The sequence below is a fragment of the Nocardia carnea genome, from assembly GCF_029869215.1.
Classification (GTDB): domain Bacteria; phylum Actinomycetota; class Actinomycetes; order Mycobacteriales; family Mycobacteriaceae; genus Nocardia; species Nocardia carnea_B.
In genome coordinates, this window is sequence record NZ_JARWPM010000174.1 from 1 (window position 1) to 11,635 (window position 11,635).

At 65.9% G+C, this 11,635-nt stretch carries 12 protein-coding genes; 3 read left to right on the forward strand and 9 right to left on the reverse strand.

Annotated elements, in window-relative coordinates:
- Window positions 1–152: 152 nt before the first annotated feature.
- On the reverse strand, window positions 153–359 hold the full coding sequence (locus QH276_RS11755; RefSeq protein WP_280400821.1) for a heavy-metal-associated domain-containing protein: 207 nt from the start codon (window positions 357–359) through the stop codon (window positions 153–155).
- A 236-nt stretch (window positions 360–595) separates the two neighbouring features.
- On the opposite strand from QH276_RS11755, the gene QH276_RS11760 reads away from it, so the two are divergent.
- Window positions 596–2,113, forward strand: a complete 1,518-nt coding sequence (locus tag QH276_RS11760) for an acyl-CoA synthetase (protein ID WP_280400822.1) — start codon at window positions 596–598, stop codon at window positions 2,111–2,113.
- Between the two features lie 172 nt (window positions 2,114–2,285).
- Here QH276_RS11760 and QH276_RS11765 read toward each other — a convergent pair whose 3' ends face one another.
- The 8 genes from QH276_RS11765 to rpsF form a co-directional block, all read right to left on the reverse strand.
- A complete protein-coding gene (locus tag QH276_RS11765; RefSeq protein ID WP_280400832.1) occupies window positions 2,286–2,687 on the reverse strand; it encodes a DUF1801 domain-containing protein in 402 nt (133 codons plus the stop codon).
- A 682-nt stretch (window positions 2,688–3,369) separates the two neighbouring features.
- Entirely contained in the window at window positions 3,370–3,792 is a 423-nt protein-coding gene (locus QH276_RS11770; RefSeq protein WP_280400833.1) for an RNHCP domain-containing protein, read from the reverse strand.
- A gap of 5 nt (window positions 3,793–3,797) precedes the next feature.
- Window positions 3,798–4,142: an RNHCP domain-containing protein gene (locus QH276_RS11775; RefSeq protein ID WP_280400823.1), complete on the reverse strand. Its 345-nt coding sequence runs from the start codon at window positions 4,140–4,142 to the stop codon at window positions 3,798–3,800.
- 348 nt (window positions 4,143–4,490) lie between these two features.
- A complete protein-coding gene (gene dnaB / locus QH276_RS11780) occupies window positions 4,491–6,305 on the reverse strand; it encodes a replicative DNA helicase (protein WP_280400824.1) in 1,815 nt (604 codons plus the stop codon).
- A gap of 654 nt (window positions 6,306–6,959) precedes the next feature.
- Complete coding sequence (gene rplI, locus QH276_RS11785; RefSeq protein WP_280400825.1) at window positions 6,960–7,415, reverse strand: 50S ribosomal protein L9; 456 nt, start codon at window positions 7,413–7,415, stop codon at window positions 6,960–6,962.
- 18 nt (window positions 7,416–7,433) lie between these two features.
- Window positions 7,434–7,685: a 30S ribosomal protein S18 gene (rpsR, locus tag QH276_RS11790; RefSeq protein WP_280400826.1), complete on the reverse strand. Its 252-nt coding sequence runs from the start codon at window positions 7,683–7,685 to the stop codon at window positions 7,434–7,436.
- 55 nt (window positions 7,686–7,740) lie between these two features.
- Window positions 7,741–8,280: a single-stranded DNA-binding protein gene (locus QH276_RS11795; protein ID WP_280400827.1), complete on the reverse strand. Its 540-nt coding sequence runs from the start codon at window positions 8,278–8,280 to the stop codon at window positions 7,741–7,743.
- Between the two features lie 95 nt (window positions 8,281–8,375).
- Entirely contained in the window at window positions 8,376–8,663 is a 288-nt protein-coding gene (gene rpsF, locus QH276_RS11800) for a 30S ribosomal protein S6 (protein ID WP_280400828.1), read from the reverse strand.
- Between the two features lie 153 nt (window positions 8,664–8,816).
- On the opposite strand from rpsF, the gene QH276_RS11805 reads away from it, so the two are divergent.
- Together QH276_RS11805 and QH276_RS11810 are read left to right on the forward strand one after the other, a co-directional pair.
- Entirely contained in the window at window positions 8,817–10,202 is a 1,386-nt protein-coding gene (locus QH276_RS11805) for a glycosyltransferase 87 family protein (protein ID WP_280400829.1), read from the forward strand.
- Between the two features lie 168 nt (window positions 10,203–10,370).
- Window positions 10,371–11,498 carry an NAD(P)H-dependent flavin oxidoreductase gene (locus QH276_RS11810; RefSeq protein WP_280400830.1) on the forward strand — a complete coding sequence of 376 codons (1,128 nt, stop codon included), beginning with the start codon at window positions 10,371–10,373 and terminating at the stop codon, window positions 11,496–11,498.
- Window positions 11,499–11,635: the final 137 nt, after the last annotated feature.

The following is an 11,635-nucleotide window of genomic DNA, read 5'->3' on the forward strand; positions in this document are numbered from 1 at the left end:
CCCCCCCCCCCCCCCCCCCCCCCCCCCCCCCCCCCCCGCGGCCCCCCCCCCGGCGGGTGTGGGGGGGGGGGGGGGGGGGGGGGGGGCCCCGCGCGCCCCCGCCCCCCCCCCCCCCCCCCGGGGCCGCCGCCGGGACCCAGGTGGTGGCTCGCTCAGGCGACGACGCGGTAACCGGCGGCTTCCACGGCGTGCCGGACGGCGTCGGAATCGACTTCGCCGGCCGATTCCACGGTGACCCGGCCGGTGGCCGGATCGGCGTCGACAGCGGTGACGCCGGCGACCGCACCGACCTCCTTTCGGACCTTGGAAGCGCAACCGCCACAGGTCATTCCGTTGACGGTGATGATCGAGGTACTCATATCGTTTCCTGTCGGTCTGGGTGAATCCGCGGACCATCCGGCATCCGAACGACCGCGAGGAACCTTCCAATGCTTACCATACCCCCGTTGGGTATACAACGGTGTGTCACGGCACCGATCGATACGGTCCCGGACCGCGCCGACCTCGAGGGCGAGCGCGTACGTCGCGATGGGCGCATGTGCACAAGGCGCCGAAACGTAGCCCATTTAGTTGGACGACCTATAATATTTGCCGGATGAGCACCGACCCGCGGCAAAGCACCGTCGACGGAATACTGCGCCGCACCGCGGCGCGCCACCCGGACCGCATCGCGCTCCGATTCGGCGACCGCCGGTTCACCTATCGGGAACTCGACGATTCCGTCACCCGCGCCGCCGCCCACCTGTCGTCGCTCGGGTTGAGCAAAGGCGATCGCATCGCGGCCTACGGCACGAATTCCGACGCCTATGCCATCGGCTATCTCGCGGCCGCACGCGCCGGTTTGGTGCACGTGCCGATCAACTACGCGTTGCGCGGCGAAGAACTGTCCTACCTGCTCGCCCAGTCGGCGGCGAAGGCCGTACTGGTCGACCCGGCCCTGACGGACAACCTGCGGCAGGTTTTCGCCGATGTGCCCGCCGAAACCGTCGTACCCCTTCGGGACGACGACAAATCCCTGTTGTCGGTGGCCCGGTCCGGCGACGTGCCGGCCATCGACATCCCGGTGGCCGACACCGATCTCGTGCAGCTGCTCTACACCTCGGGAACGACCTCGAAACCCAAGGGCGCGATGATGACCCACCGCGCCCTGACCTTCGAGTACATGTCCTCGATCGAGGCGCTCGACCTGTCGGCCGACGACGACCCGCTGGTATGCATGCCGCTCTACCACTCGGCCGCGATGCACGTCTTCCTGATCCCGTACTTCGCGGTCGGCGCGACCGTTCGATTGCTGCCGTCCCCCGATGTCGCCGAGATCCTGCGGCTCGTGGAGGAAGAACGGATCGGATCCCTTTTCCTCGCGCCGACCGTATGGGTGCCGCTCACCAATCACCCGGATCTCGGGACACGCGATCTGTCGTCGCTGCGCAAGGCGCAGTACGGGGCGTCGATCATGCCGGTCACCGTCCTCGAACGACTCCGCGGCCGTTACCCCGAGCTCGGCTTCTACAACTGTTTCGGCCAGTCCGAGATCGGCCCGCTCGCCACGGTCCTGCGGCCCGAAGAACACGATGCGCGTCCCGCGTCGTGCGGGCGGCCGGTGCTGTTCGTCGAGACCCGGATCGTCGACACCGAGGGCAACGATGTTCCCGACGGTGAACCCGGCGAGATCCTCTACCGTTCGCCGCAACTGTGCCTCGGCTACTGGGACAATCCGGACGCGACCGCGGAGGCCTTCCGCGACGGATGGTTCCACTCCGGCGATCTCGTCACCCAGGACGCCGAAGGGTTCATCACCGTCGTCGACCGAATCAAGGACGTCATCAACACCGGTGGCATCCTGGTCGCCTCGCGTGAGGTCGAGGACGCGATCTACACGCACCCGGCCGTGGCCGAGGCCGCCGTGATCGGAACCCCCGACGAGAAGTGGATCGAGGCGGTGACGGCGGTCGTCGTGCTCAAGGACGGGCACGAACTCACTCAGAACGAGCTGATCGATCACGTCAAGCAGCACCTGGCTTCGTTCAAAGTACCCAAGGCAGTGCGGTTCGTGGCGGCCTTGCCCCGCAACCAGAGCGGCAAGCTTCTCAAAAGCGAGCTACGCGGCGCCTGAGCACCTCGCCCGGGCGCGACGGTGGTGCGGCCGACCCGGTCGGCTCGGGTGTGTGGCCACCGGCCGGAGCGCCGGCGCGCGTCCGTATCAGGAGGTGGTGTCGCCGGTTTCCTGGATTCCGCCCAGCTTTTCCGGGTTGACCTGGAATCGGATGTTCTCGATGCGGCCTCCGCTAGGCCTTCGCGGCTCGCTCGACGAGCTGAGCGAGTTGCGCCCAGGCCGCTTCCGAGGGGTCGGTCAGGGCGTAGGAGGTCGGCCACAGTCCGCTGTCGTCATCGAGTGATGCGTGCGCGCTGAAGCCGAATGTCGAGTACCGCTCCTTATCCATCTGCCCACTTCGGAAGAAACAGACCACCTTCCCGTCGCGGGCGTAGGCGGGCTGCCCGTAATACAGCTTCGGCGCCAGCTCCGGGGTGACCGCGGACACGATCCGGTGCACTCGTTCGGCCAGCAAGCGATCCGCGTCGGGCATTTCCGCGATCTTCGCCAGTACATCCGCCTCGTCGGCGGCTGCCTTGCCGGCTCCGCGTGCGCGCCGCGCGGCGTTCTTCACCTCGGCGGCGCGCTGCTTCATAGCGGCGCGCTCTTGTGCCGAGAATACCGACTCCGACGAAGCCTGGTTCTCCTTATGCGACTTATCCGTTTGCGCCACTGTTGCTCCTCTGATCAGTGCGGCTGCGTCTGCTACTTCGCCACTCTAGGAAGCCAGGGGTGTTTCCGGCTTCTCTGATCCTGATCGATCGATGTCACCGGGCATCGGAGTTCGGCCCGGCGGGCGTACACCGACCTTCCATGCCGGTGAACAGTGTTCAGCAAATGAACGGTGCGGCCGTAGCAATCGTTGCGCCGTCGCGGTATGGCCGGCGTCGGCAGCCGGTCCACTCGAACCGATGAGCCCCGCCCGCGCGATTGCCGCCGATTTGCCACGAACAAAGACCCAACCTCTCAGCGCCACGGGTCTTCTTCGTGCCGCGTGGCAGTGGCGCTCGTTTCGGCGAACCCCGGATCGACAGTGTGCGCGGCGACCGTTCCAGTAAGCCGGCCAAGCCGTGAAGCGGGCCGCAGGTTCGAAGTCGGCGTACCGAACGACGTGACACTTTCAGGAGCCAGGCCGGTCGACCCTATGTCCTCGGTGCTCATGTACCCGCGCACCCCAACCAGCACGGCCGGTCGAGTCGATCTCCACGCGCAGTGCGCAGACCTCCGCAAACGGAGTGGGTGGACCACTCACGCCGGCGCGGAGGTCTGCGCACACATCACCCGGCCGCGAAATCTCGGGCGACTACCTGGCGCACGCGGCCGAGGTGCGAGATCGGACGCACAGCGATGCGGACAAGCGCGAGCGGGTTGTCGTCGCCTGCCGAGCGATTGGCACCCATCGTGCCGCACGCGGAGCATCGATGGATGATCACCCACTCGCCGGTGCCGCGCACCGAGATCGAGATCGCGTCCATACGTGCTCCGCACGCCGCGGCGCGATCGCCCGGAATCCGGTGGTCGACGTGCCTGCTGCACAGGCACACCGGACAGTGATTCCGGTGCGCCGTTCCCGGTGCTTGCATGGAAACCTCCGCACCGCAGCCGAGACAACGGAACGAGGTTCCGCGTCGCGCCGGCCCGTCGCGGTGGACCGGCTTGACCCGTTGCGGACGCCGACGGACGGCGTTTCTCCGTGCCATCGCCCTCACCTCATCTGGAGTTGTGCGAGATGTTCCAGCGGGAAAGGCGGTTGCGCCAGCGGTTTCACCGCGATGCGGATCAACAGGAGCTGGTTGTCGTCCTCGGCCACCGGGGCTGCTTCGAGATGATTGCAGTCGGTGCAGCGTTGGATCAGCATCCAGTCACCGTCCCGCAGTACCGCCACCGCGATCGGATGGGTACGCGCCCGGCACCGGCCGTGCATGCCGGACAGGCAGTTGGGACAGTGCGTGCGCGGCACGGCACCCGATGCGGTAGCGGACACCACGAGTCCGCAGCGTATGCAGGTGAAGGTGGATAGATGTGAAATCGGCGTGCCACTGTGGGACACGGGAGTTCTCCTCTGTGAGATCAATGGGACGGCCTACTGCCGAGCCCGATCGATCCCGCGGAAGACTCATATCGGACAGGGAATCCGATCTCGGTTACGGATCACCGATCCGAGCGGCTCGCGGGATCACGCGGGAGCTCGGCGGCCGTCCGGGGCGCATTTGACATGGTCCACCACCTTCCAGTTCGACGTTGCCGGCACCGAGCCGGCTCCGGCCACCGTATGCATCGCCCCCGACCCGCCACAATCGAATTTCCACCGCGAAGCGGACGGCCACCATGCACGGCCCTATGGGACTGCGATACGACCGTAGGAAGGCCGCTGCTCACGTCGGCGAATCGAACAACGTCAGCCGCGGGCCATATCGACGAACCGCGAAAGATGCAGCTGATGCGCGACGGTGATCGTCGCGGTCGGCCCGTTGCGGTGTTTGCCGAGAATGAGATCCGCCTCGCCACCGCGCGGGTCGTCACGTTCGAACGCATCCGGCCGGTGCAACAGGATGACCATATCCGCATCCTGTTCCAAAGAGCCCGATTCGCGCAGGTCAGAGACCTGCGGGCGCTTATCCGTCCGCTGTTCGGGACCACGGTTGAGCTGACTGATCGCAACCACCGGAACCTCCAGCTCCTTGGCCAGAAGTTTGAGATGCCGGGAGAATTCGGATACTTCCTGCTGCCGTGATTCGACCTTCTTACCGGAGGTCATCAGCTGGAGGTAGTCCACCACAACAAGTTTCAGATCGTGTCGCTGCTTGAGCCGCCGGGCTTTGGCCCGGATCTCCATCATCGTCAGGTTCGGTGAATCGTCGACGAACAGCGGCGCTTCGCTGATCTCACTCATCCGCCGCGCCAGTTTGGTCCAGTCGTCGTCACTCATCCGCCCGGACCGCATATCCCCGAGCTTGATCTTCGCCTCAGCCGAGAGCAGTCGCATAACGATCTCGGTCCGGCTCATCTCCAGCGAGAAGATCACGCTCGCCAGCCCGTGCCGAATCGAGCAACTACGCATGAAGTCCATACCGAGCGTCGAGTTGTGAGTCGGCACCATCGACCGCCCCGCCAGATAGAGGTGGTCGGCATTCTCCACCTGCACACACCGCACCGGGACCGAGTCCACCTTGCGAACGTCGACGATCACCCGCGCGTGCGATCGGTACGTCGCCGGCACCGTGTGGTTCAACTCGCCTTCAGCGGATTCGAGTGTGTGGGCGAGCATGCCCGTTGTGTGGGTACGCAGTTCCGCTCTCGGGCCGAGCGTGGCCCACTGGTGTTGCTCATCGGCCACGATGACAGCACCGTCGCTGAACTCGACCTCGTAGCAGGGACGCTCCTGCAGGATCTCGGTCGCGGCCACGACCCGGGTCGGGTTCCCGCCGAGATCCAACAGTTCGTCTCCGACGCGGACCTCACCCATAGTGGTCCAGCCCGCCGGGGTGGGCAGGGGCGTGTCCAGCGCCAGCGCCTTGCCCACACCGGGCCGGGCCGCGACGATGATCATCTGACCCGGGTGCAGGCCGTTGGTGATCTCGTCGAGTTCGGAGAAGCCGGTGGGGACGCCGAGGGAGATTCCGCCGCGGGAGGCGATGGAGTCGATTTCGTCCATGGTCGGCTGGAGGAGGTCTTCCAGTGGGAGGAAGTCCTCGGAGGTCCGGCGTTCGGTGACCTCGTAGACCTCGGCCTGGGCCCGGTCGACGACCTCGGCCACGTCCTGGCCGTCGGCGCCGGCGTAGCCGTATTGGACGATGCGGGTACCGGCCTCCACCAGGCGGCGCAGGATGGCCTTCTCGGCGACGATTTCGGCGTAGTAGCCGGCATTGGCGGCCGTGGGGACGGTCTGGGTGAGGGTGACCAGGTAGGGGGCGCCGCCGATACGTTTCAGCTCGCCGCTGCGGTCCAGGCCGGCGGCGACGGTGACCGGGTCGGCCGGTTCGCCACGACCGTAGAGGTCGAGGATGGTGTCGTAGATCGCCTGGTGCGCGGGGCGGTAGAAGTCGCCGGAGCGCAGCACCTCGACCACATCGGCGATGGCATCCTTACTGAGCAGCATGCCACCCAGGACCGACTGTTCCGCGGCCATATCGTGCGGCGGCTGTCGCCCGAAGTCCTCGCCGGGCGGCTCGGGTGGGAAGTCCGTGTGCCCGCGGTCATCGACGACTGCCATCAGACTCGACCGTCCTCTCCTTCAGACCGGACGCACCCTTGTGCCGATTGGTTCTACCGCACGGGTCCGACAGACTCGCCGGTACGGGAAGTGTCTGTGACCAGTGATCAGACATCCCAGCTATCACCCAGATAGATCCGTTCCGCCGGGTTCGGCGGGGCTTTGACGATGGTGCTGCGATGAACCTAGGCGAGGTTCTATCCACATGCCAAACGGCCCTGTGGACAGACCTGTGGATAACCTGGGGATAGTTCACCCCTGGTTGTGCACAACTTGTGGAGAACTTGGGGAAAACGCAGGTCAGCCGCCAAAAATCCCCAGGTAGGCCGGGATATTTCCCGTCAACACAGTGTGGATAAACAAAGTATCGGCGTGTCGGAGCCGATGAACAGCCGGGCGTGTTGAGTTAACAGGCAGGCGAACAGATATGAGCTACGTCACAATACATCCGGTCGGTTTTGTGATTGATCCACAGGCTTCACATCCTGTGGATAACCCGGACACAACAAACCGGACGCTTGCGGTACGACCGCAGGCGCCGATTCGTCGACGAGCAACAGCTATCAGCTGGCTAACATCCCCCGTGGCACAGAGCACAGCAACCGGAGATCACGCTACTGCGTGACCTCCGGTCGGAGCGTGCCGAGACCGCGGTCAGCCCGCGGCCACGACCTCCAGAGCGAATTTCGCGGCGACATCAGGGTGCAGATGCACCGTCACCTGATGCTTACCGGTCGCCTTGATATGCGCCTTCGGCAGTTCGATGCTGCGCTTGTCCAGCACCGGTCCGCCGGCCGATTTGATCGCGGCGGCGACATCGGACTGGGTGACCGAACCGAACAGCTTGCCCGTGCCGGCGGTTTTGACCGAGAGCGAAACCGACTCCAGGTTCTCGATCGCCTGCTTCAGTTCGTTGGCGTGGCCGAGATCGCGCACCCGGCGGGCCTCCTGGGCCCGGCGGATTCCCTCGACCTGCTTCTGCGCACCACGGGTGGCAACGATCGCCAGCCCACGGGGCAGCAGGTAGTTACGGCCGTAACCGTCCTTGACCTCTACGGTGTCGCCGGGAGCGCCGAGATTGTCGACGTCGGCAGTCAGGATGAGCTTCATATGCTTGACCGACCTTTCTCAGCGAGCCGTCGAGACGTAGGGCAGCAGCGCCATCTCACGCGAGTTCTTCACCGCGATGGCGATATCGCGCTGATGCTGCACGCAGTTGCCGGTGACCCGGCGGGCACGGATCTTGCCGCGCTCACTGACGTACTTGCGCAGCAGCGGCGCATCCTTGTAGTCGATATTGACGGGTCCGGACTTGCTCTCTTTGCAGAAAGTGCAAGCCTTCTTCTTGAGCACCTTTTCGCGCGCCGGTGCCTTGGCCATTTTCGTTCACTCCGTATTCTTGGCGACCCGCCGACGCGGGTCTGTGCGGGCCGTCTCAGAACGGCGGTTCATCGTCCATCCGGCCGCCCCCGAAGGAACCGGCCGCGGGCGCGCTACCCCACGGGTCTTCCGCTGCGCCCTGTTCGGAACGTCCACCGCCGCTGTTACCGGCGTTGTAGTTTCCACCACCACCGCTGTTGGAACCGAATCCACCACCGCCACCGCCGCGGCTGGTCTTGTTGACCTTGGCCGTCGCGTATTTCAGCGAAGGACCGACCTCGTCGACCTCGAGCTCGACGACGGTGCGCTTCTCACCCTCGCGGGTTTCGTAGGAGCGCTGTTTGAGCCGGCCGCTGACGATCACCCGGGAGCCCCGGGTGAGGCTTTCGGCGACGTTCTCCGCCGCATCGCGCCAGATATTGCACCGCAGGAACAGTGCCTCGCCGTCTTTCCATTCGTTGGTATTACGGTCGAAGATGCGCGGTGTCGAGGCGACGGTGAAATTCGCTACCGCCGCGCCCGCGGGCGTGAATCGAAGCTCGGGGTCGGCCGTCAGATTTCCGATGACCGTGATGACGGTATCGCCTGCTGCCATGGTGGGTTCCTCCTGCTCGGTGTGCAGTCCGAGTGCACTCGCTGTTGCGCTAGAGCCTAGAGACAGGCTCCGACGAAACGGCGGTACCGCCGGAACTACTTTTCGTTGCGCAGAACCTTGGTGCGCAGCACCTGCTCGTTGAGACCCAGTTGGCGGTCGAGTTCGCTCACCGTGGCGGGCTCGGCGGTCAGATCGATAACCGCGTAGATGCCTTCGGCCTGTTTGCGGATCTCGTAGGCGAGGCGTTTACGGCCCCAGATATCGACCTTGTCGATTTTCCCGCCCTCGGTCTTCACAACGTTGAGCATCGTGTCCAGGGACGGCCCGACGGTGCGCTCGTCCATGCTCGGATCGAGGATGACCATCACTTCGTAATGACGCACGAACCAATCACCTCCTGTGGTCTGTGATCGGCCACGGACGTTCCGTGGCAGGAGGTCGTCGCGTCAGCAACCGGGCAAGAGTACCCGAGGGAGCGGATCACCGCGAAATCGATCCCCGCGGTTGTCCGGGCCCCGGCCACTAAGGTGATCGGTATGTCGATCGGAGCGGCCGCGCGCGCGTTCGCGAGCGGTCGCGTTTCCCGGCAGGCGGCGGTGACCGCGGCGGTTTTGCTGTGCGGAATCACCCTCGCGGTGGCTTTTCTGAACAAGGCCCGTTGTGCGGGTGCGCCGTTTCGCGCCGACGGCCGCAGCGTTGCTTTCGACTACGTGAAGGACGCCCGCGTCTGCTATTCCGATATCCAGTTCCTGTGGCTCGGCCGCGATATCGATCAACATATTTTTCCGTACGTGCACGGCGGGATCACCGCCGACGGCGCATTGACCGGCGGGGCCGTGGAGTATCCGGTGCTCAGCGGCCTGCTGATGTGGCTGGGCGCGCTGGGCGCGAACAACGACGCGATGTTCCTACTGCAATCGGCGCTGCTGCTCGCTCCGTTCGCCCTGCTCACCGCCTGGCTGCTGGCCCGGATGGCGGGCCGGGCCGCCCTGCTGTGGGCGGTGGGGCCGCCGCTTGTGCTCTACGCCTTCCACAACTGGGAACTGCCGGTGGTATTCACCACAGTGGCGGCGATGGCGATGATGACGCTGTCCCGGCGGCCGTTGCGGAGGCGGGCGATATATGCGGCGGTCCTGCTGGGCCTCGGATTCTGTTTCAAGATCTATCCGGCGATTTTCGTGGCACCACTGATGCTGTATGTACTGACCGGCGGCGAACGCGGGCGCGCCGATAGCGACCGGACCCGGCTCGATATCCGGGGTGCGCTGTACACCGGGGCCGCCGCGGCCACGACGGTTCTGGTGGTGAATCTGCCGTTCGCGATCGCCGGCTACGAAGGCTGGCGGGCATCGATCGTATTCCAGCAGCAGCGGCAGGCCGATATCACCACGAATTCGATCTGGTTCTGGGGTTTGCGGCCGCTGTTCGGCACGGACCGGGTGGGCACCACCGCCTTCGCCGATACCGTCGCGATCGCGTCACCGGCGCTGATCGTCGCATCGTTCGTCCTGGCGCTGTGGATAGGCCGGCGGCGTTATCTCGAAACAGGCGTCTACCCGTGGATCGGTGTCAGCGGGGCGATGCTGTGCGGATTCCTGGTTTTCCACAAGGTGCATTCCCCGCAGTACACACTGTGGCTGATTCCGTTCCTGGTGGTGCTGGCCGTGCCGTGGCCGGTGGTGTGGAGTTATCTGCTCGCCGATATCGCGATCGGGGTGGGCGTGTTCCGCTATTTCTATGCGATGGGCACGGGGCATTCGGTCGAGGTGATGGAGGCGGTGGTGCGTTTCGGTGTCTGGGGCCGGGCCACCCTGCTGGTCTTCCTGTTCACCCTCTTCCTGAGGGTTCCGCTGCGAGTCCCTTGGGAACGGGTGGCACGGGCGGATGCGCAGGGTCCGGCGGTGGCGAACCGGTTCCAATAAAACTAGAACGTGTTACATTCAAGGTATGGCACCTGCCGGATCCCTGCGTACGCGCGGCCCGCACCCACGGCACGCGGCGCATTCGGGTCCGCCGGGTGACAGCGGCCGGATCAGCCGCCGCGCGGCAATTATGTAACTTGTTCCAGGCATAGGGAGACCAGCAGCGCCATGCGTACCGATATCTGCGACCGGCTGGGGATCGAGTTCCCCATCTTCGCCTTCACCCACTGCCGCGATGTGGCGGCCGCGGTCAGCAACGCCGGCGGTCTCGGCGTACTCGGCGCGGTCGGCTTCACCGCCGAACAACTCGAGGTCGAGCTGGCCTGGCTCGACGAACACGTCGGCGACAACCCCTACGGCGTCGACCTGGTGATCCCCTCCAAGTACGAGGGCAAGGGCATCGACGGGCTCTCCCCCGAGGAACTCGAGGCCGAGCTCGCCAAGCATGTACCGCAGGGTCACCGCGATTTCGCGGAAAAGATCCTGGCCGACCACGGCGTGCCGAAGCTGCCCGAGGAAGAAGTGCACCCGCAGCTGCTCGGCTGGACCGCGACCACCGCGGCGCCGCAGGTCGAGGTGATCCTGAAGCATCCGAAAGCGAAACTGGTCGCCAACGCCCTGGGCACCCCGCCGCCGGAGTTCGTCTCGCAGATCCAGGAATCCGGGCGGCTGATCGGCGCGCTGTGCGGTTCGGTGAAGCACGCCATGAACCACAAGAACGCCGGCCTGGACTTCGTGGTGTGCCAGGGCACCGAGGGCGGCGGCCACTGCGGTGAGGTGTCCTCGCTGGTGCTGTGGCCGCAGGTCATCGACGCCGTAGGCGATCTGCCGGTGCTCGCGGCGGGCGGTATCGGAGACGGCCGCCAGGTCGCGGCCGCCATGGCGATGGGCGCCGCCGGCGCCTGGACCGGGTCCATCTGGCTCACGGTGGAAGAGGCCAATGTGCCGCCCGCGCAGATGCAGACCTATATCGACGCCACCAGCCACGACACCATCCGCTCCCGCGCCTGGACCGGTAAACCGGCCCGGATGCTGCGCAACGACTGGACCGACGCCTGGGAGTCGGCCGACACCCCGGACCCGCTGCCCATGCCGCTGCAGATGATGGTCGCGCTGGACGGTGTGAAACGCGGGCACCGCTATCCCGAGGCCGCCAAGGACGTGAACTTCAACCCGGTGGGCCAGGTCGTCGGCATGATGAACAAGACGGAGCGCTCCGCCGATGTGATGAACCGCCTCGTCGAGGAATACGTCACCGCCTGCGAGCGCCTGAACAAGCTCAACGACGCAGGATAAGACCGACGTGGGGGGGGGGGGGGGGGAAAAAACCCCCCCCCCCCCCCCGGGGGGGGGGGGGGGGGTTGGGGGAGCGGGGGGGGGGGGGGGCCGCCGGGGGGCGGGGGGGGGGGGCGCCCCCCCCAAAAACCACACCC